The following is a 24,143-nucleotide window of genomic DNA, read 5'->3' on the forward strand; positions in this document are numbered from 1 at the left end:
AGTACCTAGTGTAGTGCGACCTAATTAACAGTACATAAAGACTCCTAACGGTCTACTATGGATGTTATTCCAACCACTGCCTGTTTTTACTATGCGAGTTGCCACAGAGATAATACTTGATGCTTCTGAAGAAATACGACTCAGAAAGATTACTTCATCAAATACTTGCCCTCTTCGCTTGGCCCGCCGTGCCCAGATTGTTCTTCTCTCTGCAGAAGGAAAAAGCAATCTTGAGATTGCGCAAATACTGAAGATCGGTCGTCATCAGGTCAGCCGCTGGCGTGACCGATATGCTCAGGAAGGCTTCTCCGGGATTGAACAGGATCGAGCTCGCAGTGGCCGTAAAAAGAAGATTGATGCTGCTGAGATTGTGAGTCTGACCACAAACACCCTTCCGGAAAATGCCACTCACTGGAGCACCCGAACTATGGCTGCTGTTAGCGGTATCAGTGAGAGAAGTGTTCGCCGGATATGGCATGCATATGGCCTCAAGCCTCACCTGGAAAAGACATTCAAGGTGTCCCGAGACCCGAAATTTGTGGAGAAGCTTGAAGATATTGTCGGACTCTATCTGTCTCCTCCTGAACATGCGTTGGTGCTGTGCTGTGATGAAAAAAGTCAGGTTCAGGCACTCGATCGAACACAGCCTGGCTTACCGTTGAAGAAAGGGCGTGCCGCAACAATGACTCATGATTATAAACGACATGGTACAACCACTCTCTTTGCAGCACTGAATGTACTTGATGGTGCTGTCATCGGTCAGTGCCAGCAGCGTCATACCCATGTGGAATGGTTGAAGTTTCTTAAACAGATAAATAGGGAAACGGCAAAAGACAAAGAGCTGCACCTGATTTGCGACAACTATGCGACTCACAAACACCCGAAGGTGCGAGAATGGCTGGAAAAACATCCTCGTTTTCATATGCACTTTACGCCAACGTCAGCATCATGGTTAAACATGGTTGAGAGATTTTTTCGGGATCTCACGAGTCAGCGTTTACGCCGTGGTGTGTTTGTCAGTGTGCCACAGCTAGTCAGTGCGATTGATGAATATATTGAAAAGCATAATCAAAATCCAAAGCCGTTTATCTGGACTGCTAAGGCAAATGATATCTTAGAAAAAGTCGTTCGGGCTAATCGCCGGTTAAGTTGCAAAAAGAACGACGCACTACACTAGGAGCCTTATATGGTCCGCCCCGTTTTGCAAGAGCCTGTTTTGTTAATTAGCAAACAAAGATAACTGCAATCATATATACGGCCTATTCATGAGGTCTAACCCTCTGGCCCTGATGGGTATCCGCGCAACCTGGCCTTATCAGTCCGACGGCCTCAAGGGTCAAGGCTCCTATCAGGTTTCAGGTTGCCGGTTTTTACCTGTTTGCCATCAACTGTACATGCTCATCGCAATCTGCGGGGGGGTCCCCTTTGATTAAGCTTATGCTTTACTTTGCCGCTGCCGCCTTTACTTCATTATGCAGCCTTGTAAACTTCATTTCGGGTCATGATGACCCAGACAATCCGAGCCATTTTATTAGCCAGACCAACGGCGGCAACGTTGTGATTGCTGCGCTCATTAAGTTGGCTAACCCATTTTTTACAGCGGTCATCCTTATTTTTGAGGCAGTGGAGTACCGAACGTGCGCCGTGTATCAATAATGTGCGCAGGTATTTATCACCCCGTTTACTGATGCCCAGCAGGACTGACTTACCGCCTGTGGAATGCTGTCTTGGAACTAATCCCATCCATGCGGCAAGGTGTCGACCAGATTTAAAATACGTCGCATCACCAATGGCTGCCTTCAATGCTGTGGCAGTGATGGCTCCGATACCCGGCATAGTCATCATTCGACGACATTCGTCGTCGTTTTTTGCTAGCTCCTGAATTTTCTGGTCATACTGTTGAATACGCTTGTCAAGACTGGCCAACTCTTCTGATAAACCATGTAGCAGCTCACGAGTCAGCGAATGGAGTCCATTTTCAGCATCTTCCAGAATTCGTGGAAGCTGTGCACGAACTTTACCAATACCCTGGGCAACTACAATACCTTCTTCCAATAGTGACCCCCGGATCTGGTTAACCAGGGCAGTTCTCTGATCAACCGCTTGTTGACGATAGCGGTGCAGAAGTTGCCAGGCCTGCTGCTCTGACGTTTTAACAGGTACAAAACGCATGCTGGGCCGTGAAGCTGCTTCTGCAATCGCTTCAGCATCGTTGTAGTCATTTTTGTTGGTCTTGACATAAGGCTTGACAAATTGAGGTGAAATCAGCTTGACAGTATGCTCATAGTTCTTGAATAACCGAGCCAAATAGTGAGCACCACCACAAGCTTCCATAGCGATAATGCATGGCTCCAGATTTGCCACGTACTCTAGAAGGTTCTTCCTGGACGACTTCTTTCTGATGACTTTGCTACCCTGCTCATCAACACCAAACAGGTGAAAGTTGTTCTTGCCAATATCGATACCAAGTACTGAAATAGTCATGGGTGGTTCGCTCCGGTTAATCCTGTTTAAATGGTTAACTCCATTTTGGCTCATTTGAAGCCGTTTAGGAGGGGCGGACCATCCCATTAGACCGAGAATAGACTGCCCTACTGCGGCGGCAGCAAATTGGTCTGAAAATCCGCTTTTGTTCGTCAAATAGCTCGCTATTCTCCTCACAAAACCGAATTTTCATCCTCAATTTTCTGACGTCCTCGCTACGGGCGCTATTCTCGGTCAGGCTCCTATGTCATCGTTTCCAAAGTAGCATGCTTTTTCTTCTCTTCGCATTCTTTGAGATCTTTTTGAAGCCATTCACAAGAAGCTTCTTCTCCGGGTTCTGGTAACAACTCACCGCCTTCCATCACCCAGGATGCTGGCACTTCAAACAGGGTTACTGATACCCCGGAAACATCGATCCCAAAAAAATCAGCAATATTATTCTGCATTTCCAGACTAAGTCGGTCGTTGACGTCTGATGTCCTGCCTTTGCGGACGTTAGCTTGTACGTGAATGGCAATACCTTTTTGCAATGGAATATTTTGATTAAAGAGCACATTTACAAGACTCTCAGGAGCACTCGTTAAACCACAGTGGGTATCCATAATGAGTTTTGACAAGGGTTGTCTTTTTGACATCTCTACCGCACCCGGGGTTGAAACATTGTACAGGGGCATGGCTGTTCTCCTGCGGGCTAAGGTTTAAAAGTTAATGGACGTGGAAAAGTGTCGTGTAATGATTTTCGACTTTGCCAATCGGCCCAACATCTGAAGTGTAACCAGAGGTCTTCTGGAGGGACGGATTCGGGTCTGAGTCAGCTTCAATAAATCTTGTTGTGCCTGAAAATCCATCGCCGTCAGCATGATCTCGTTTTTATTGCACCCGGTATAGTTCATCCAAAGTTCACTGAATTCACTCATAAATGCATGACGAATGTCGTTGGGAAGATCGTTTTCCACGCCAATGGAAATGGTGGTCGCATTGCTCGGCCGAGCTGCTAAAAAAGCCTGTGAACGCGGCACTTCCACCCAGATCGGAAAGAGCTTGTAATGTTTGCCGAAGTGATTCTGGTAAAGCCTGGTACAATCCTTTTCAAGGGTCTTCCTGAGTGTTGTGGCAATAGATCCATTCAATACCAGAATTGCCATTAAGACTCGTTGTTGAGACATAATTTTCTCCGGTTAACTTCTTCCTGCCCTCGAACCCGTTTGATTTTTCGCCAGCGTTGCTAAAAACGGTATAGCACACCTGCTGCGGAAATGGTGCCCCAAAGGAAGATCAAAGTATGATAACGAGCAGCACATAAAAAGGAATCCGAGCCTTGACTGCAAGACTGATGAAATACTGACAGAAGCCTATGGAATAGCCAAAAAGGGCTGAATTGAACGGAGACTGAAGAGAGTAGGCGAATGGTCAGGCCCCCCACTGCGAATAAAGCGGCACCCCCACCTAGCATTCCGGGCAGAGCCTGCTGCTTGTAATCTCTCCCGGCTTCTTTACCCGTAATTCTTCTATATTTCTCTCCCGGTGGAACTAATCACTCTCCCGAGACTCTAAGTTCTATGGACTATTGAGCCCGAGAGTAGAGGATTACGCCAATGAACATTACAAGCCATGCCATCAAGCTGATATTTGCATTACTCATAACGATGAGTTTTTGTGTCAACGCTGATATTACAGAACAAGAAGAACATTGCCTGAACGACGCACTGGCCGGTTATGATATTGAGCGCCTCACAGAGACAGGTACCACGGCAGAAGAAGTCTTTCTTTTTTCTCAAAAAGCCCCAATGGTCAGCCCGTATGACATTCACCGTTTTACCCGGCGCAACATTACTCCGGAAGTCGTTGCATCGTTTCATCCTGAAGTGGCTGGTGAACCGGCTTTTATAGATAAAATTCTACAGGCAGGGTTAAGCCCCCAAAAGGCGAATAGCTACCTCGAAGCCGGCGTTGATCAGGCCAACATTTTGACCAGTTACTTCAAAAATGGAATAGCTCCTGATCTTGCAGGCGCCTTATACAAAAGTGGCTACTATTTCTACACTGACTCTGACTATTCGAAGGTTTGGCTTCAAGAAACAATGGAAAAGGGGCTAACCATGGAAGATCTGCCCAGATACAAGGGACTCGCCTCAACAACCAATGAATTAAAAAGACTCTACGTTTCAAAAGTACCTACTGATTTTCTTCATAGAGTCCTGAGTATGGATATAACCCTGGACACGGAAGATGCAAAATCTCTTTACTTTCGTGGCATTGACCTGGACACCTATCCATCTCTAATCTCTGACGAACGGACCTGCACAGCATATCCCACAACCCATCTTGAGTTTGAACACCTTGGTAATCTTGCGGGCTACCAGAGCAAAAAAGAGCCTATTCCTCTACCAAAAGCTTTATTTTTCCGGCTTAACACAGTATTTTCTGGCAGAGATTTTACGCAAGAATTTATGGGACATTTTTCAACCGACGATCAGGAAGAGATTTTCAAGTACGTTGAAAACAAAGCCAAACGTCTAAAAAACCCAACGATCTATAATTTACTCTACCTGACAGCGGAGATTGTTTCTGAAAAGCTTCACTACGAATTAGTGGATGAAGGAGAACTGGAGCAGACTTTCCCGATAGATTGTTCAATAGCTGAATATTGGCGAAGGGGAATTGGCGACTGTGATAAATACTCGGCATTGGGAACGGTTGTTTTTGCTCAACTGAAACAATTGTTTCCTGACGTAATGGCAAATGTTTACCTAATCAATGAACTGTTTGCAAAATACAACAGACATTCCTGGAATACCGTCGTCATTGCAGAAGAAGATCACCTGATATTCAGCTACATTGACATAACAAACTACGACCCCGGAGATTACTATTATCTAAAGCTTATTTATCGGTTTTATCTACAACTGTATGAAGTTCTTGAGAATCTGCGTGAGGCAGCTGGCTACACCCCGAATCCATACAGAAACAAAAACGAAGCCTTGGGAGCGATGTACCCCGAGAACTTCAACAAGGAATACTTTCTTAGCGAATACAAGAAATATTTCTGTCCACACGATCAGAGCAATCCGGACATAACAACTGCTCAGACACATGAATGATAGATGAGCTGAGAAAATCCCCCCAATCTTTTCCGGCTTCTTTACCTGTAACGCTACTATATTTCCCTCCCGGGGGAACTAATCACTCTCCCGAGGCTCTAAAGTCACATTGACAATTGAAGCTGAGAGTAAAGGATTACGCCAATGTACATTAACATCAAGCTGATGGCTGTATTACTCATAACGATGAGTTTCTGTGTCAACGCTGATATTACAGAACAAGAAAAAGAACGCTTCCTGAACGCCTCGTTGGCCAATTATGATATTGGCCGCCACATAGAGGTGGAGACCACGGCAGATATTGCAGGCACCTTAAAAAGAAACGGCTTTAGTACAATCACTGACTTTGAATGGACCGACCTTCATGACGCATTTAAACTGGAGCTTAGAGCAGGAGACCTACCCAAATACAAAGGACTCACCCATTCAATGCTAAGTAGTTGGCCGTATGGAATCGTATATTTCTGGCTAATTGGACAGTTATCAACACGACAGATCGAAATACACCTATTCACGCTTTCTCAGCCAGTAACGGGAAATTGGTTCGGAGGTACATTATGATTAATAGTCATTTTCCAGTTCAGCCCATACTTACCAGTGAACTGTCAACACAAGAAAAAACAATTAATGTAGAAAAAGGTGACCAGACTACTACTGATACCTTTGCCAGTCAGGAACACCATAATATAAACAAAATCTTTAAGAATGATGTTTGTGCAACTTCTGCCATAAACCAAGTACACAAACCGGAAAATACCTTGGAAAAATCTTTTCCTGAGCCCCCGACTAAACTGGAGCATTATTATGTTTCAAACAATGAAGGAATTACCTGGCATGATGAAAAAAGAACAGCTTGTGAAAGTTCGTCCGAAGAGGTACTTCCAAAAAAGATAAAAAACAGTAAAGAGTCTTCTATTATCGAAAGTAGTGATCTCCAACAAGTTGGTTGTTTGATACCAAAAGACAAGCAATGGATATCTTTTCTTCAGGATTTTTTCAGGCAGATACCGATTCATACATCATCTATGAATAGAATCACCTCTTTGCAAAGTAAAGCTGGGAAAGTTAAAGAAATAGTTTTTCTGGTAGAAGCTAGCTCCCCCACTCAGGGCTATGGCAATTTAAACCTGTATATAGAATTCTTAAGGAATTTTATCAGACTTTCTCCTGGCACTTTAAATCTGGTTCGCTTTTCTGGCTATGAACCTACTCTTAGCAACAAATTACCAAATCTTCTTTCTGGTTTACCTGCGCGTGACATTGATGAGTCTATCATTCACGGGGATCACAAATTATCGTCACCAAAAATAAGACCAGATAAAATATTTGGTATTCCATACATCATAGAACAGACAATACCTACCCATCTTTTATCAAAAAACACACTACAAATTTACACCGTTTGGGACTCGTTTAGAACATCAACAAAAGCTCCATTATTTCAAATAACTAACTATAGATGGTTCCCTGAATCTCCAAGGGAAATGACCCTGAAAAACCAAGAAAATCATCTACCCATTTATCCGTACGAGGTCAATAAAGATACGTCAACACCAGAGCTAATGAAAAAGGATATAGCTAACAGCTTACAAAACCCATTAACACAAGGTCATGATACTGAAAAATTAGCTCAGTTTTTTACCGAATTATTGCAATCGGCCAAAGAAAATAAAATATATTTAGCCCTTTCTTATCATGCCTGGGGAATGTTAAAGCATGAGTATTACAATTACACAAATGCCGCTAAAGCGTGTTTTGGCGATAAGCCTATCATTATTATTGCACCACACAGCGAGAATATCAGCCTGTCTGAAAAAGGCAAAAAAGAGCTCAGTGACACTGGCAATATACAGTTTTCAACTAATTACTCCCTGGACTTTACCACTGAGAAATCACTTATAGATAAGGTCACCGTATTTGAATTTACTTTTTTACCGAAGCGACTGTTTGAGTTGGTTTGTTATTTTTCCAACATCCCCATTTATGCACCGGGAGCCAGCACCGCTAATATTGCACAATGCTTAAATAAACCCTACCTTGGACTGGGCAGATGTGGTCATGAAATACCAGCAACAGGCAACCCGAAACTCTTAGGCCGCTGGAAAGTAGCTAATGGTGCATTTCATTTGAATACATGCCTTCTGCAAGAGGTTAAATCGACTCTGCTAACAATGAGCAAAGAGCAAATAGAGTTATGTGACAGAAAAACTAAACATGATTTCTGGTATGACCCTGAGAATGCCCATTTAGAACTCAATAAGATATGTAATGCAATCACCGACGATATCCTGAGATATACTGGGCTAATCCCAACGTTAATTCCGCATTTTTTTAATGGCACGGATACCTCAAAAATCCATGAATATACTGATCTCTCAGCTGACGATCGGCAAAGTTACTTTACCCGGTTATTAGACGAAGGTAGATTACCCGAGTTTTGCCAGTACGTCTGTGATAAATCAAATGAAATAATGCTTGATTATATGTCTCAAACAACTAAGCCAGGAGATAGTTTTTATGAACTGGCCAGAGAATTACAAAAAAAGGCATTGCATCCTGATAACAACATGATGTTGGAAGTATTAGAAAGTAATCTTCCGGATAACTGAAACCCGGCAATAAAGGAGTATGCCAATGTACATTACAAATGCCATCAAACTGATCTCTGCATTACTCATATTGATGAGTTTTAGTGCCGACGCTGATATTACAGAACAAGAAGGACATTGCCTGAAAGACGCGCTGGCCGGTTATGATATTGAGTACCTTACAGAGGTGGGTACTACGGCAGAAGAAGTCTTTCTTTTTTCTCAAAAAGCCCCAATGGTCAGCCCGTATGACATTCACAGTTTTACACGGCGCAATATTACTCCGGAAGTCGTTGCATCATTTCGTCCTGAAGTGGCCAATGATTCGTTTTTTATAGATAAGGTTCTACGGGCAGGGTTAAGCCCCCAAACGGCAAATAGCTACCTCGACGTCGGCATTAATGCGGCCTTCTTTATCATCGGGTACGCCAAAAAACGAATATCCCCTGATCTTGCAAATTCTCTATACAAAAACCTCTTTTTCGTAATCATGAGCAGTGATCGTATCCCTATTCAAGATGAATTTAAACAGTGGATAACGGCAGAAAACCTGTCTAAATACAGAGGGCTCACCATGTCAATCAATCAGTTACAAGATCTCTACTTTTCCAAAGTGCCCCCAGATTTTCTTCATGAAGCTAAAAGTAAGGGTATAAAACTGTATGATGCAATGTCTCTTTACTTTCTCAGCATTGACTTGGACACCTACCCGTCTTTAATCTCTGACCAAAATACCTGCACTGTGTATCCCATTTCTCATCTTAAATTTGAACACTTGGGTAATCTTGTAAACTACCAGAGTAAAAAAGAGCCCATTCCTCTACCAAAAGCTCTATTTTCCGAGCTAAATTCCATATATATCCAATACGATATGTACCACTTTTCAACAGACGATCAAGCGGAAATTTTCAAGTACGTTGAAAAGGCTGCAAAAGATGTAAAAAACCCCACAATCTATAGTTTGCTCTACCTGACCGCAAAAATTGTTTCAGACAAGCTTCACTACGCATTAGTGGATGGCGAGCTGAGTCTTACCTTCCCGGAAGGCTGTTCAATAGCTGAATATTGGCGAAGGGGCATGGGTGACTGTGATAAATATATGGCATTGGGTGCGGTTGTTTTGCCCAACTAAAACAACTGTTTCCTGACGTACTGACCAATGTTTACCTAAGCAAGAAATGGTTTTCGACATACAAAAGACATTCCTGGAATACCGTCGTCATTGCAGAAGAGAATCACCTGATTGTTACGTACATTGACATCATAAGATACGACACTGATTCCAATGTTCTGCGCCTTATTCTTCAGTTTCTTATACAACTGCATGACGCCTTGCACAATCTGTATGAGGCAGCTGGCTGCATCCCGAGCCCACTCAGAAACAAAAATGAAGAACTGGGAGCAATGTACCCAGAGTACTTCGAGATGCGAAACTTTCTTAGCAAATATGAAGAATACTTCTGTACGACGCAATCGAAGTAGGCTGGGCGTCAAACCAGGAGCCTGCAAGGTCGGCTTTACCTGTAAATCATCTATACCCCTGGGGGAACTTCTCGCTCTCCAGAAACTCTAATACATAGAGGACCATTAAATCTGCCAGTAAAGGAGTACGCCTATGAACATTGCAAAACGTGCCATAATACTGACAACTGCGCTGCTCATAACGACGAGCTTCTGCGCCGAAGCTGATATTACAGAACAAAAAAAACAGGCTTTCTTGAACGCCGGGCTAGTTGATTATGATATTGAGAGCCTCACAGAAGTAGGAACCACGCCAGAAGAAGTCCTTCTTTTTGCTCAGGATACCCCAACAATCAGTCCAGACATTATTTACTATTATACTCACTTCAACATTACTCCGGGCGTTGCCGCAATGTTTCATCCCAGAGTCATTTCCAAGCCATTTTTTATTGCAGATATTCTCGAGGCAGGACTAACTCCTCAAACGGCTAATAGCTACATCGAGGCAGGGGTTAATCGTGCCAGCTCTATTATCGCTTACGTTAAACATGGAATACCTCCCAATCTTGCAGACACCCTAAACAGAAACGGCTTGTACATCGCCACGGATACTGAACAGAGAGATTTTCATGAAACATTCGAAAAAGGCTTAACAACAAAAGACCTGCCCAGATACATAGGGCTCGCCCGCACACCCTTTGAATTAAAAAAACTCTACTCTTCAAAAGTGCCTACATCTTTTATTCATGAAGCCATGAGCAAAAACATAACGCTGAGTGATGCAACTTCCCTCTACTTCCATGGCATTGACCTGGACACTTACCCTTCTCTAATCACAGACCAGCCAACCTGCAGTGTATACCCCGCTAATCATCTTGAATTTGAGTACATCGGTAATCTGGCGGGCTACCAGAGTAAAAAAGAGCCCATCCCTCTACCAAAAGATTTATTCTCCCAGCTTAACTCAATATACGTCTATAACAGCATGAACGTTTTTTCAACAGACGACCAAACGGAAATTTTCAAGTACGTTGAAAACATAGCCAAATATGTAAAAAGACCAACGATCTATAATTTGCTCTACCTGACAGCTCATATCGTTTCGCAAAAGCTTGACTACGATACCGTGGATGAAGGTGAGCTGGCATTGACTTTCCCGAAAGAGTGTTCAATCGCTGAATATTGGCGAAGGGAGATTGGCGACTGTGATAAATACACGGTACTGGGAATGGTTGTTTTTGCCCAACTGAAACAGCTGTTTCCTGACGTACTGGCAAATGTTTACCTGACCAGGGCATTGTTTTCACCCTACAAAACACATGCCTGGAATACTGTCGTTATTGCAGAAGAAGATCGCCTGATTTTCTCCTACATTGATATAACAAACTTCGACAATGATGCCGATAATCCAAACTCTGATTACCGGGATTTTCTGGAACAGAAAGAACTAGCTTACAAAAACCCGTTCAGAGACAGAAACGAAGCGCTGGGAGCCATGACCACAAAGTACTTCGATCATCAGTACTTTCTTAGCGAGTACGAGAAATATTTCTGTAAGCCTACGCATTAATTGAACAACGCTGGACATAAAAAAAGTGGCATTGAAGCCACTTTTTTTATTTTCCATTCTGACTGACCGATCACTTGCCCATATCGTCGAAGAACTTCTTAACCCCTTCAAAGAAAGAGGTTTTCTTAGGAGACTGACGATGCTCCCCTTCGGCAGCAAAGGTTTCCTTCAACTCTTCCATCAGCTCTTTCTGGCGTTCAGTCAGATGCACCGGTGTTTCTACCACAACACGACACATCAGGTCTCCACGACTACCGCCACGCACCGGTGTGACGCCTTTATCGCGCAGACGGAACAACTTGCCAGTCTGGGTTTCTTTTGGAATCTTGAGTTTTACCCGACCGTCGAGGGTCGGAACTTCCAGTTCGCCACCAAGGGCTGCATCAACAAAGGTAATAGGTACTTCACAGTAGAGGTGCTTGCCATCACGCTGGAAGATCCGATGGTCTGCTACGCTCACCTGAACGTACAGATCACCGGCTGGACCACCATTGAAGCCCGCTTCACCTTCACCAGCCAGACGAATACGATCACCGGTATCGACGCCGGCAGGAATTTTTACAGACAGAGTCTTATATTCCTGAACCCGACCTTCACCATGACACTCACGACAAGGGTCTTTTATCATCTTGCCGGTGCCGTGACAATCAGGACAGGTTTGCTGAACAGAGAAGAAACCCTGCTGCATACGCACCTGACCCATGCCTCCACAGGTGGTACAGGTAACCGGAGAAGTGCCTTTCCTGGCACCAGAACCGTCGCAGGACTGACAGGCTACCAGGGAAGGAATCTTGATTTTCTTGGTAGTCCCCTTAACCGCTTCTTCCAGACTCAGCTCCAGCTGGTAGCGCAGATCAGCACCTCGCTGAACAGAGCTGCGGGAGTGGCCGCCGCCACCAAAGATGTCTCCAAAAACATCACCGAAGACGTCACCGAAACCGCCAGCTCCACCGAAGCCGCCAGCTCCACTGCCGCCCATATTGGGATCGACACCGGCGTGACCGTATTGGTCGTAGGCGGCACGCTTCTGATCATCAGAGAGGATTTCGAAAGCCTCGTTTACTTCCTTGAAATTCTCTTCTGCCTCTTTGTCATCAGGGTTACGGTCAGGGTGGAACTTCATAGCCATGCGGCGGTAGGCCTTCTTGATCTCCTTGTCAGAGGCCCCCTTTTCTACGCCCAGTACTTCGTAAAAATCACGTTTTGCCATCAGTAACACCCTGTGGTCAGGTTCCGTCAGATCACCTGACCGAAATAATCCAAATCGCTTTCATACATCGGGATCGATCCCGATTTATTGAATCAGAGACTGTTTGGAAAATCAGCGAAACTTTTCAGACAGCCTCTTAAACACAAGAGCGCGGGAGAAAGCTCCCGCGCCGCCAAATCAACTCATACCGCAGCGCGGAATGGGTTTACTTCTTGTCATCTTTCACTTCTTCGAACTCGGCATCTACGGCGTCGTCCGCAGCGGAAGAAGATTCAGCTTCCTGAGCACTCTCAGCACCCGGCTGCTGGGCTTCAGCGTACATCTTCTGAACCAGACCGGAAGAAGCTTCAGAGAGTGCCTTGGACTTCTCTTCAATCAGATCCTTGTCGTCACCCTTCAGCGCTTCTTCCAGAGCAGTCAGAGCTTCGTTGATCGCACTCTTCTCTTCTTCAGTGGCCTTATCACCGGCTTCTTCCAGAGTCTTGCGGGTAGCATGTACCAGACCATCGCCCGTATTACGGACAGCCGCCAGCTCTTCAAACTTCTTGTCTTCAGCCGCGTTAGCTTCAGCGTCCTGAACCATTTGATCAATTTCATCGTCAGACAGGCCGGAAGAAGCCTTGATCACAATGGACTGCTCTTTGCCAGTAGCCTTGTCCTTGGCAGAAACATTCAGGATACCGTTGGCATCCAGGTCGAAGCTGACTTCAATCTGAGGCATGCCACGTGGAGCCGGTGGAATGTCAGACAGGTCAAAACGTCCCAGAGACTTGTTGGCAGAAGCCTGCTTGCGCTCACCCTGACAAACGTGAATGGTTACAGCACTCTGGTTGTCATCAGCAGTAGAGAACACCTGAGACTTCTTGGTCGGAATCGTGGTGTTCTTTTCAATCAGGGCAGTCATAACTCCACCCATGGTTTCGATACCCAGAGTCAGTGGAGTGACGTCCAGCAGCAGCACGTCTTTAACGTCACCCGCCAGAACCGCACCCTGGATGGATGCACCCATGGCTACCGCTTCGTCAGGGTTCACATCTTTACGAGGTTCCTTGCCGAAGAAAGCAGCAACTTTTTCCTGAACCATTGGCATACGGGTTTGACCACCCACCAGAATGACTTCGTCGATGTCAGACAGATCCAGGTCGGAGTCCTTAACCGCCAGACGACATGGCTCCAGAGAACGCTGAACCAGGTCTTCAACCAGAGACTCCAGTTTAGAGCGGGTGACTTTAACGTTCAGATGTTTAGGACCGGTTGCATCGGCAGTGATGTAAGGCAGGTTAACATCAGTCTGCTGAGCAGAAGACAGCTCAATCTTGGCTTTTTCAGCAGCTTCTTTCAGACGCTGCATGGCCAGAGGGTCACCTTTAAGGTCGATACCCTGGTCTTTTTTGAACTCTTCTGCCAGGTAATCGATCAAACGCATGTCAAAGTCTTCGCCACCCAGGAAAGTGTCACCGTTGGTGGCCAGTACTTCGAACTGGTGCTCGCCGTCAACATCGGCAATCTCGATGATTGAGATATCAAAAGTACCACCACCCAGGTCGTATACAGCGATGGTCTGGTCACCCTGCCTCTTGTCCATGCCGTAGGCCAGAGCAGCAGCAGTTGGCTCGTTAATGATACGCTTGACATCCAGACCGGCAATACGGCCAGCATCTTTGGTTGCCTGACGCTGAGCATCGTTGAAGTATGCAGGTACGGTAACCACCGCTTCAGTAACAGACTCGCCCAGGTAGTCTTCAGCGGTCTTCTTCATTTTCTTCAGGATTTCAGCAGAAATCTGAGGCGGCGCTTTTTTGTCACCTTTAACTTCAACCCAGGCGTCGCCATTGTCAGCTTCAACAATCTTGTAAGGAACCATCTGGATGTCTTTCTGAACCACATCGTCTTTGAAACGACGGCCAATCAGACGCTTGATGGCAAACAGGGTATTGTCAGGATTGGTAACGGCCTGACGCTTGGCTGGCTGACCTACCAGAGTCTCACCATCGTCAGTGAAGGCGATGATAGAAGGCGTTGTACGACCGCCTTCAGCATTTTCCAGAACCTTGGCTTTTTCACCATCCAGAATAGATACACAAGAGTTAGTGGTACCCAGATCAATACCGATTATTTTACCCATTGTTCAATCTCTCCATTGCCCTGATTCCAGGACGAAATTCTTTAGTTCAATTCTTTAATTCTTCAGCTGAGGGCTGCTTGCCAGTGTCTGGTGAGCAGCTGTTTTTGGCCTTTGAAATCAATATGGGATCAATCGATTTGATTTCAAGGCTGTTGAAATATTCTTTTTTGAATATTCCTCAGCAAAATCACTTATTTGGAAACAACAACCATAGCCGGACGAATCAAACGACCATTCAGCTTGTATCCTTTCTGGAAAACATCAATCACGGTGTTGGCTTCAACATCGGGATTCGGAACCATCGACATGGCCTGATGGAAGTTCGGGTCAAAAGGCTGACCACTGGGGTCTTCCTGAACTACCGCGAAGCGTCCCAATGCATCCAGGAACTGCTTCAGAGTCAGCTTCATACCTTCTACCAGGGCTTCGTGAGACCCTTCTGCCTGTTCGGCACTTTCAATGCCTTTTTCCAGGCTATCAACCACTGGAATCAGTGCGTCAACAAATTTTTCCAGAGCAAATTTGTGAGCCTTTTCAACATCCTGCTCGGCACGACGCTTAATGTTCTGCATTTCAGCAGCAGTACGCAGAGTCTGATCTTTCGCCCTGGCAAGTTCTTCGTTGAGTGCTTCCAGCTGACTCTCAAGGCCGTCGGTCAGATTACCTTCACTGTCGAGTCCAACACCACCCTCTTCGTTCAGCAGGCTTTCTTCTGCCTGCTGCTCTGTGGCTTCTTCCGTTACCTGCTCTTCAGGTTTGCTGCTTTCTACTGTCATTCCAGAATCTCCGACCGGGAGGCAATCATTTAGATGAAACGTATATTGGGTCACGAATTCCGGATTCAAGACCTGAAAAACAGTTTTTTTAACGCAAGCGATCATTTCGCAAAACACCGGGCCGCAAAACAAAATCACAACGGCCCCCATCTCATTCAGTTCAGGATCAGTGGATTTTTTCAGCTCTGACTTTACGAATCGCACACTTCAGGTTACTGTATATATAAACAGTAAAGCTACAGTAGCGGGTATTTATCATGCTGACCCAACTGTCCATCAGCAACTTCGCCATCGTTGACCAGCTGGATCTGGACATCCATTGTGGAATGACTGTCATTACCGGCGAGACCGGTGCCGGTAAGTCCATCATGCTGGATGCTCTCGGTCTGGCAACGGGTGACAGAACCGATAGTCACTGTGTTCGTCAGGGTACTGACAAAGCTGAGATTCACGCTTCTTTTGATATCAGCCAGTGCACTGCGGCAAAAGCATGGCTGCAAGAAAAAGATCTGGCCAGTGATGATGAGTGCATTCTCCGAAGAGTCATTACCAAAGAGGGACGGTCCCGTGCCTATATCAATGGGACTCTTTCTCCCCTTGCGGATCTTCGGGCCATTGGTGAACGGTTAATTGATATCCATGGCCAGCATGAAAGCCAGTCGTTACTGAAAAAAAGCAACCATCGACTGCTTCTGGATGATTATGCCGATATACAAAAACTGGCCTCCGAAGTGGCTCGCACTGCCCATCAGTTCAACCAGACACATGATGAACTGACCACTCTCAGCCATAATCGCAGGGAGCAGGATGAACGAGTGCAACTGCTCAGCTATCAGCTTCAGGAGCTGGAACAGCTATCACTTCAGGAAGGAGAGCTGGAACAACTTGAGCAGGAACTCAAACAGTTATCCCATGCTGAAGGCACTCTTTCCGTGTGTCACGAAATCAATGCTATCTGCTCAGACAACGAGGCAGGTAACATTCTCCAGAAACTCTCCACCTGCCTGCAGCGCCTGAGCGATCTGCAAATAGATCACCCAGCCATCAACAACACAATTGAAATGATGTCCTCTGCCCAAATTCAGGTCGAGGAAGCGGTAGGAGAAATCAATCACTTTATCGATCATTTTGATGCCGATCCCGCCAGAATGCGGGATGTGGATGAACGCCTCAGTGCTATTTACGACCTTGCGAGAAAGCACAGGGTTCAACCCGAAGCGTTATTGGAAAAACAAAGCACGCTTGGCTCTGAGCTGGAGAGCATCCAGTTCAGCGATGAACGGGTTGAAGCATTACAACAAAAGCTGATCGAACTAAAATCCGAGTTTCAGAACCAATGCGAAAAACTCTCCAGAAAACGTCAGTCTGCTGCCAGACAACTTGAAAAAAAAATCACTAGACGCATGGCTTTGCTCGGCCTGCCACACGGAGAGTTCATCATTGCCCTGACACCGATAGAGGGCAGCATGCTCTCAGCCAATGGTGCTGAAGAGGTCGAATTCCTGGTGACGACTAACCCGGGTCAACCACCCAGAGCACTGGCTAAAGTGGCCTCTGGTGGTGAACTATCGAGAATCAGTCTGGCCATTCAGGTGATAACCGCTCAAACCTCTCACATTCCCAGCATGATCTTTGACGAAGTGGATGTCGGCATTGGCGGTGGCACCGCAGAAATTGTCGGAGCCATGCTCAGGGAGCTGGGAGAAAGAAGTCAGGTAATTTGTGTCACCCACCAGCCTCAGGTAGCATCCCAGGGGCATCAGCATTTGCATGTCAGCAAGAAGGTTCGCAATGCTAAAACTTCCACTGAGATCGTCGGCCTGAAAGGCGATTGTCGTGTTAAAGAGGTGGCCCGAATGTTGGGCGGTGTAGAAATGACCGAGTCCACACTCAACCACGCAAAAGAGATGCTTAGTCTCTGTGTTTCAAGGTCTGCCGCCTGAAATTACCTTTGCAGCTCCTTAATCAGTAACCCCATTCCTTTAGCCAGTTCCTTCACGGCTTTGGGTGCATATTCTATTTCAACCCAACGTTCATCCTTATCGGGATATAAAATCCAGCAACGCTGCTCAATACTGGAACAGTCTGACTCCAAAGTATGGCCAACGCCGAACACTGTCAGGGTGTTATTGTTTCGGACCAGCCCCCGCTCCAGTTGCTGATGCCGAGTCACCACCAACTCCCCTTCCCGGTTGGCTCTTACAGAATACTCTATGGATGAGTTTCTGGCTCCACCTTTAATTGCGTTAGCCTTGAGCAGGCTGTTCAAATAAGACTCCAGCACGAGATCAGCCACAGCCGGATCAAAATCCTGCTGCATCTGCTCAACAAATGATTGGGGTTTTTCGGCAGGCTTCAGTTCCATTACCTTCTGCGCTTGTATTGCAAAGGGTAATAGCAGCAAGCCTGTAAGGATAAGTGTTTTCATTATTATCTGACTGTTCCACTGTCACTTCACATATTAATATCGAATAGTCAGTGGGAGACTGCAACCATTTCTTCTTAAAGCTGAGTCAATCAATGCTGCTGGTCTGGTGTCACTCTCATCACTTCTTCGATGGTTGTTAATCCTGTTGCTACTTTCTGAGCTCCGGAAAGGCGAAGACTGTACATACCTTCTTTGATGGATTGACGACGAAGGCTTTCTATATCAGAAGTCTCTGCCAGCATGTCCTTAAGAGATTGAGACATAGGCATTAACTCATAAACACCCGCTCGCCCCCTGTATCCGGTATCCCTGCATTCCAGACAACCCACAGGTTGAAAGATCTGCGAAGGCGCGGGGGCTGTCCAGGGACGAGTCAGGGATTTCCAACCAGACTTATCGAGTTTTACAGGCTGTTTGCAAGAAGGACACAGTGTTCTGACCAGCCTCTGTGCCATAACTCCCAGAACCGTTGCTTTGATCAGATAGTGGGGAACACCGAGTTCCAGCAGACGGGTTATTGCAGACGGCGCGTCGTTGGTGTGTAAAGTGGAAAGCACCAGATGCCCGGTCAGCGCCGCCTGAATCGCCATTTCAGCGGTTTCCAAATCCCGAATCTCACCCACCATAATGATATCCGGATCCTGACGAAGCAGCGCACGCAGGCCGCTGGCAAATGTCAGATCAATATTATGCTGAACCTGCATCTGATTGAAGCTGGACTCCACCATTTCAATAGGATCTTCAATAGTACAAACATTCACCTGATCAGAAGCCAGACTTTTCAGCGTCGAATAGAGCGTAGTAGTTTTACCTGAACCAGTAGGGCCCGTGACCAGAACAATCCCGTTGGGCTGCGCGGTCATATGAGTCCAGCGACGTTCGTCTTCTCTGGAAAAACCCAGCTCGCCAAATCCCTTGACCAGAACATCCGGATCAAAAATCCGCATCACCAGCTTTTCCCCGAAGGCGGTCGGCAGGGTTGAAAGTCGCAGTTCAACTTCATTGCCATCCGGGTTGCGGGTTTTAAGTCGGCCATCCTGTGGCTTTCTTTTCTCTGCCACATTCATACGACCCAGAATCTTAAGGCGACTGGTTACGGCAGCCGCCACCTTGGCAGGCATCTGGTAGATCAGGTGTAGCACCCCATCAATTCGAAAACGCAGGTGAGTCTGCTCTCGTCTGGGCTCAACATGAATATCACTAGCCCTTTGTTCAAAGGCATACTGGAGCAACCAGTCGACAATATTAACTATGTGCTGGTCATTGGCGTCCGGAGCCTTCATATTGCCCAGCTCAAGCATCTGCTCAAAGCTGTTCAACTGAGTGGACTGGACGCCGTTGTGTTCATTAGCACCCAGGACAGACTTTGCCAGTCGATAAAATTCCGAAGTGTATCTTCGAATATCGGTTGGATTGGCGACCACCCGCCGGATTTCCTTGCGGTTAATATGTCTGAGATTATCCTCCCAGCCAATGTGCCACGGCTGTGCTGAAGCGATCACAAGCTCGTCAGCCGAGACTTCTACTGCCAGAATCTGATGACGTATGGCATAAGCGTGAGACATGACCGGAGTAATGGCAGTAGCATCAATTTTCAGAGGGTCAATGTGAAAATACTCCTGGCCTGACAGATCTGCCAACCAATGCATCAGGGTATCGAGATCGAGAGAGCCGCCACTGCGGGCGTCCTTCAGATCCTGTGAGGCAATGTACTCCAGAGGGTGAAGCTTAAGTTGATCAGCATTTCGATGACGAGCCAATATTTCATTGGCTTCCGATTGCCTGATCCGACCCGTCTGAATCAGATCAGAGACCACTGTCTGCAGATCCAGAAGGAGTTCTCTGTTGTTGAGTGAGGCCCTGAATTTATTGGCGTTTGACTTCGGCTCACGGACACTGGACACTGTCGTTTCCTTTTACCTTGAAAAGCTTTCCATCTCGCTATTCTCCACTAAACCGTCAGCTTATGCCTATAAGAAAATTCAGGCTTTTAAGCAGAAGTTCAATTCAGCAATGGTTCAACTAAGTATATCGCCAGAATAAACCGCGACTGATGTCTGTTATAAATGGCTTTCTGGATACGAGGTGACCCATTCCCCTCTATACTGACTTTTACTCAATACCATTCTCTCAAGACACTCCGCTGTGGCCCCATCAATACTGCATAGTTTTCTGTTCATCCTTTCACTGACAGCCCTCATTCTGATATTGATTGGTCGTCTCAGGTTTTCGCCATTCATCGTCTTGCTGCTCAGTGCTTACGCCACAGGTTTTTTTTCAGGCCTGCCGATCTCTGAACTGACTCCCCTCATATCCCGTGATATGGGCAAGACGTTCGGCGACGTCGCTCTGCTCATCATTTTTGGGGGATTACTGGGAAATATTCTGGAGAAGTCGGGCGGAGCCGTCCTTCTCGCAGAGAAGCTGATTCTCTCTATCGCCAGGCGCTTTCCTGCGTTAGCCATGGGTATAGCCGGATATATTATTTCTATTCCCGTTTACTGTGACTCTGGATTTATCCTGCTCAACAGTATCAGGCAGTCTATTGCCCGGAGAGTGCAGTGCAACCCGATCTCTCTCAGCGTTGCTCTGGGTGGAGGCCTGTTTGCAACCCATTCTCTGGTCCCTCCCACACCCGGGCCCGCAGCGGCAACCCTGATTTTGGAAATATCTCCGAGCCTGACAATTCCCTGGGCGCTGGGAGTGGCTCTCCTGGTCACTTTTGTAGCTATTCTCTGGGGTAAATGGGTCACCCGCTGGCTGAATGATGAGAGCCAAGTAGTCAGTGACCCTCCTCAATCCCCCCCTGCTCATCAAAAGAATGTCTGGACAGCGATTATCCCTATCCTTCTGCCTTTGCTACTGATGTCCATGGCTAACTTTCAAACAGGCAATAAAGAGCAAAGCTGGACTGCTTTCCTTTCACAACCTGCCAATGCTCTGTTCCTGGGTTTGCTGGCCAGCCTGCCTTTGATTCGACACTGTAAGACCGGACTGACTGAGATGTTCAGTGAGAGTATTCACTCATGCGCGATGATTATCTTGATCATTACAGCCGGTGGGGCGCTTGCGGGAATGCTGGCTCAGACCGGACATATAGCCAGAATTGCTCAAGGACTGCCAGAGAGCCTTGGACTGATTTTGCCTTTTCTCGTAGCCGCTCTCTTCAAAACCGCCCAGGGTTCTAGCACCGTGGCCTTAATCAGTGCGGCTTCGATGATGGACCCCTTGCTGCCTGGCTTGGGTCTGGACTCCCAAAATGGTCGACTGTTGACCTTTTTGTCGGCGGGATGTGGCTCCATGATGGTTACCCATGCCAATGACAGCTATTTCTGGGTAGTCACCCAGTTTTCCGGAATCAGCCCGGCCACAGGCTTTAAGTCATTCACCCTGGCCACCCTGCTTCAGGCTTTTACTGGGCTGGCAACCGTGCTGGTGCTGGCTGGATTCCTGAAGATCTGAAGCAGTTCAAATCCTCTCTCGGCCTTGCTCTTGTCTGCAGGCTTCAAATCAATGGTTTTTGCCAGTTCATCGGCAATCATTTGCAGTGCATTTTCATCACCCTTCACCAGCTCGAGCTCCAACTCACAGATGACACTGCTCTCATCTCCTGAGCGGACAAACCCGTAATCCAGAGCAACTTCAACCCTGGCATCTGGCTCAGACCACTCCACCAGCCAGCAGGTACGATCAAAATCGGTCGAGAAAAGCGGTATCAGGGACTCTGGGGGAAAAGCTCCCAATGATTCTGGCCAGACTTTTTTTAACCCTTCCATATCCAGTTCCGGTCGCTCTATTGACCACTCCCACTCCCCCCGGCGAGTCAGTCCGTCAAGACTCTCACCTTTGGTTTTAAGCGTTTGAAAAAGCTGACCATTTTTCTCTCTGATACGCAAGGCAACCCGAGCCTGATTTAGTGTCAGAGAGGCCGTGTCAAAGTAGGTATTGCCCAAATGAAAGGTTTCAGGTGACGAGCTGGCGAACTTTTTCCAGAAAGTCAGTGTCTTAAGAAGAGGTATCTGCTCTTTTGGCAGCGACAACTTTAACTCTGTTTCAGTATTCATGGGTTATCTGACCGACGGCTTAAAAGGGTCATTTTACCTGTAACAACAAGGGCTTGTTATGAAAAATGAGCGTCAGAATGGCCACAGCACTTCCAGTGCAGGTGGCGTTTCAATGCATAATTTTCAGCCAGCTCCTATAATTTTTGGTCAGCCGCCCTCTTCCAGGGAACGGGATGCGATGTTAGTTCTGTAAGTCGTTCGCCGCAAACGACGAGGAGTCTGACCCCTAGAAATTTAATCCGACAGGTCTGCGACTATGCCAACCAGCAATCTACTCTCGAGTGTATTTGGCCGATCTCCTATTGGTCCGATACAAAAACACATAGCCAAGGCACACGAATGTGCCATACAGCTGGAACCATTTTTCAAAGCAGCATTTGATGGCGACTGGCTGGAAGTTGAAAGTATTCAGCAAACCATCGTAGAGCTGGAGCACGAGGCTGATCTCATCAAAAAGAACGTTCGACTCTCCCTTCCCAAAAGCCTGTTTTTGCCAGTGCCCAGAAATGATCTTCTGGAGATAGTGACGGTGCAAGATAAAGTAGCAAACAGGACCAAGGATATTGCCGGCATTGTGCTGGGCAGACAAATGATGATCCCCCAGGAGATGAGGGAGGCTTTTATGGACTACCTGAAACGCTCCATTGCCACTTCAGCGCAAGCAGTCAGGGCCATGGATGAACTGGATGAACTGCTGGAAACAGGCTTCAGGGGAAGAGAAGTCAATCTGGTGGAAGAGCTCATTGAAGAGCTCGACCAGATAGAAAGCGATACCGACAAGCACCAGATTGAAGTCAGAAAAATTCTGTTCAAACTGGAAAAGGACCTCCCCCCTGTGGAAGTCATTTTTCTCTACAAGATTATCGACTGGGTCGGTGACCTGGCAGATCGAGCCTCAAGAGTTGGCAGTTATCTTCAATTGCTGCTTGCCCGTTAACTCTAATGATTGGAAATAACATCCATGAGCATTATCGCTGAGTATGGAACGATACTGCTGATTCTCGCCTGCCTCTTTGGCTTTTTCATGGCCTGGGGCGTGGGAGCAAATGATGTCGCCAACGCCATGGGAACCTCGGTCGGTTCCAAAGCTCTGACCATCAGACAGGCCATTGTCATTGCTGTCTGCCTGGAGTTTATGGGTGCCTACCTGGCCGGTGGATCGGTTACCGATACGATCAGAAAAGGGATCATCGATCCCGACATGCCATTACTGCTGGAGCATCCACAGCTGCTGGTTTACGGAATGATGGCAGCCCTGCTGGCTGCGGGCACCTGGCTGTTAGTTGCCACCCATTATGGCTGGCCTGTGTCGACAACACACTCTATTGTCGGGGCAATTGTCGGTTTTGCCGTTGTCAACGTCTCGGCAGATGCCGTGAACTGGGGGAAAGTCAGCTCAATCGTAGCCAGCTGGATCGTCTCTCCCATCATGTCCGGCTTTATTTCTTTCATGATTTTCATGAGCGTCCAGAAACTAATACTGGATACCGACAACCCTTTTAGAAATGCCAAAGTTTACGTGCCCATTTATATGTTTCTGGTTGGCTTCATGATGGCTATGGTGACCCTGACTAAGGGGCTCAAGCATATTGGCCTGCCGCTGGATTATCAGGAAAGCAGCCTGATCTCGCTACTGATTGGCCTGCTGGTCATGCTGGCCGGAAAAATAGCGCTTTCCAAAATCAAGGAAGATGCACAGGCCGACAAAGCTTTCCATTTCTCCAGTGTCGAGCGAGTCTTTGGCGTAATGATGATCTTCACCGCCTGCTCGATGGCTTTTGCCCACGGTTCCAACGATGTTGCCAATGCAGTAGGCCCTCTGGCAGCAGTGGCCAGTATTGTTCTCAGTGGCGGAGAAATCGCAGGCAAGGCAGCCATGCCAAGCTGGGTTTTGCTTCTGGGGGCTGGAGGTATAGTGGTGGGTCTGGCTACCTATGGATATAGAGTCATGGCGACCATAGGCACAGCGATTACTGAGCTAACCCCCAGCAGAGGTTTTGCAGCAGAACTGGCAGCAGCGACCACCGTCGTTCTGGCCTCAGGGACCGGGCTTCCTATTTCCACCACACACACTCTGGTGGGTGCCGTGTTAGGGGTTGGCCTTGCCAGAGGAATTGGTGCACTTAACTTGAGAGTCATCGGCACTATTTTTATGTCCTGGTTAATCACACTGCCCGCCGGTGCCTTCCTTGCTATCGTCTTCTTCCATATTTTGAGGCTTATTTTTGGTTAACTAGAGGGCTCTTCTACGCATCCTCTTCCAGCATTTTCGTTTCAGTCTCTCGTACCTATCCCGAGGCAGGGCTGTTATCATGCTGAAAAAGGCTGTTAATTTC

General features: G+C 46.9%; 19 protein-coding genes. 10 read left to right on the forward strand and 9 right to left on the reverse strand.

Annotated elements, in window-relative coordinates; genetic code table 11:
- The first annotated feature begins 91 nt into the window (after positions 1-91).
- Entirely contained in the window at positions 92-1,177 is a 1,086-nt protein-coding gene (locus ACOMHB_RS22125) for an IS630 family transposase (protein WP_448218589.1), read from the forward strand.
- Positions 1,178-1,470: 293 nt separating this feature from the next.
- On the opposite strand, the gene ACOMHB_RS22130 is transcribed toward ACOMHB_RS22125, so the two are convergent.
- The 3 genes from ACOMHB_RS22130 to ACOMHB_RS22140 form a co-directional block, all read right to left on the reverse strand.
- Entirely contained in the window at positions 1,471-2,484 is a 1,014-nt protein-coding gene (locus ACOMHB_RS22130; protein WP_448215063.1) for an IS110 family RNA-guided transposase, read from the reverse strand.
- Between the two features lie 242 nt (positions 2,485-2,726).
- Complete coding sequence (locus ACOMHB_RS22135) at positions 2,727-3,158, reverse strand: hypothetical protein (protein WP_422135273.1); 432 nt, start codon at positions 3,156-3,158, stop codon at positions 2,727-2,729.
- Positions 3,159-3,182: 24 nt separating this feature from the next.
- The gene (locus tag ACOMHB_RS22140) at positions 3,183-3,650 is read right to left on the reverse strand and encodes a hypothetical protein (RefSeq protein ID WP_422135274.1); all 468 of its coding nucleotides are present in this window, start codon (positions 3,648-3,650) and stop codon (positions 3,183-3,185) included.
- A gap of 429 nt (positions 3,651-4,079) precedes the next feature.
- Here ACOMHB_RS22140 and ACOMHB_RS22145 point away from each other — a divergent pair, with 429 nt between their 5' ends.
- From ACOMHB_RS22145 to ACOMHB_RS22165, 5 genes are all read left to right on the forward strand, one after another.
- Positions 4,080-5,585 carry a hypothetical protein gene (locus tag ACOMHB_RS22145; protein ID WP_448218235.1) on the forward strand — a complete coding sequence of 502 codons (1,506 nt, stop codon included), beginning with the start codon at positions 4,080-4,082 and terminating at the stop codon, positions 5,583-5,585.
- A 144-nt stretch (positions 5,586-5,729) separates the two neighbouring features.
- Positions 5,730-6,146, forward strand: coding sequence for a hypothetical protein (locus ACOMHB_RS22150; RefSeq protein WP_448218236.1), 417 nt, complete (start codon positions 5,730-5,732; stop codon positions 6,144-6,146).
- Complete coding sequence (locus tag ACOMHB_RS22155) at positions 6,143-8,194, forward strand: hypothetical protein (protein ID WP_448218237.1); 2,052 nt, start codon at positions 6,143-6,145, stop codon at positions 8,192-8,194. The genes ACOMHB_RS22150 and ACOMHB_RS22155 overlap by 4 nt, the downstream gene beginning before the upstream one ends.
- 25 nt (positions 8,195-8,219) lie before the next feature.
- Positions 8,220-9,305 carry a hypothetical protein gene (locus ACOMHB_RS22160; RefSeq protein ID WP_448218238.1) on the forward strand — a complete coding sequence of 362 codons (1,086 nt, stop codon included), beginning with the start codon at positions 8,220-8,222 and terminating at the stop codon, positions 9,303-9,305.
- A 483-nt stretch (positions 9,306-9,788) separates the two neighbouring features.
- Entirely contained in the window at positions 9,789-11,204 is a 1,416-nt protein-coding gene (locus ACOMHB_RS22165; RefSeq protein ID WP_448218239.1) for a hypothetical protein, read from the forward strand.
- A gap of 70 nt (positions 11,205-11,274) precedes the next feature.
- Here ACOMHB_RS22165 and dnaJ read toward each other — a convergent pair whose 3' ends face one another.
- The 3 genes from dnaJ to grpE all read right to left on the reverse strand — a co-directional run bounded on the left by dnaJ (position 11,275) and on the right by grpE (position 15,315).
- Positions 11,275-12,414, reverse strand: a complete 1,140-nt coding sequence (dnaJ, locus tag ACOMHB_RS22170) for a molecular chaperone DnaJ (protein ID WP_448218240.1) — start codon at positions 12,412-12,414, stop codon at positions 11,275-11,277.
- 205 nt (positions 12,415-12,619) lie between these two features.
- Positions 12,620-14,539 (reverse strand): molecular chaperone DnaK, encoded by a 1,920-nt coding sequence (dnaK, locus tag ACOMHB_RS22175; RefSeq protein WP_422138871.1) that lies wholly within the window; start codon positions 14,537-14,539, stop codon positions 12,620-12,622.
- 191 nt (positions 14,540-14,730) lie between these two features.
- Positions 14,731-15,315, reverse strand: coding sequence for a nucleotide exchange factor GrpE (gene grpE / locus ACOMHB_RS22180; RefSeq protein ID WP_448218241.1), 585 nt, complete (start codon positions 15,313-15,315; stop codon positions 14,731-14,733).
- Between the two features lie 257 nt (positions 15,316-15,572).
- Here grpE and recN point away from each other — a divergent pair, with 257 nt between their 5' ends.
- Complete coding sequence (recN, locus tag ACOMHB_RS22185) at positions 15,573-17,258, forward strand: DNA repair protein RecN (protein WP_422135283.1); 1,686 nt, start codon at positions 15,573-15,575, stop codon at positions 17,256-17,258.
- 2 nt (positions 17,259-17,260) lie between these two features.
- Here recN and ACOMHB_RS22190 read toward each other — a convergent pair whose 3' ends face one another.
- Both ACOMHB_RS22190 and tfpB read right to left on the reverse strand, forming a co-directional pair.
- Positions 17,261-17,743, reverse strand: coding sequence for a hypothetical protein (locus tag ACOMHB_RS22190; protein ID WP_448218242.1), 483 nt, complete (start codon positions 17,741-17,743; stop codon positions 17,261-17,263).
- Between the two features lie 89 nt (positions 17,744-17,832).
- A complete protein-coding gene (gene tfpB / locus ACOMHB_RS22195) occupies positions 17,833-19,575 on the reverse strand; it encodes a type IV pilus assembly ATPase TfpB (protein WP_487247192.1) in 1,743 nt (580 codons plus the stop codon).
- Between the two features lie 313 nt (positions 19,576-19,888).
- On the opposite strand from tfpB, the gene ACOMHB_RS22200 reads away from it, so the two are divergent.
- Positions 19,889-21,205, forward strand: coding sequence for a GntP family permease (locus tag ACOMHB_RS22200; RefSeq protein ID WP_422411063.1), 1,317 nt, complete (start codon positions 19,889-19,891; stop codon positions 21,203-21,205).
- On the opposite strand, the gene ACOMHB_RS22205 is transcribed toward ACOMHB_RS22200, so the two are convergent.
- Positions 21,148-21,807, reverse strand: coding sequence for a CYTH domain-containing protein (locus ACOMHB_RS22205; RefSeq protein ID WP_422135286.1), 660 nt, complete (start codon positions 21,805-21,807; stop codon positions 21,148-21,150). The genes ACOMHB_RS22200 and ACOMHB_RS22205 overlap by 58 nt on opposite strands.
- Before the next feature lie 256 nt (positions 21,808-22,063).
- Between ACOMHB_RS22205 and ACOMHB_RS22210 the strand changes: the two genes are divergently transcribed.
- Positions 22,064-22,744, forward strand: a complete 681-nt coding sequence (locus ACOMHB_RS22210) for a TIGR00153 family protein (protein ID WP_317145111.1) — start codon at positions 22,064-22,066, stop codon at positions 22,742-22,744.
- Positions 22,745-22,768: 24 nt separating this feature from the next.
- The gene (locus ACOMHB_RS22215) at positions 22,769-24,040 is read left to right on the forward strand and encodes an inorganic phosphate transporter (RefSeq protein ID WP_422135287.1); all 1,272 of its coding nucleotides are present in this window, start codon (positions 22,769-22,771) and stop codon (positions 24,038-24,040) included.
- Positions 24,041-24,143: the final 103 nt, after the last annotated feature.

Source organism: Endozoicomonas sp. 2B-B, assembly GCF_053470045.1.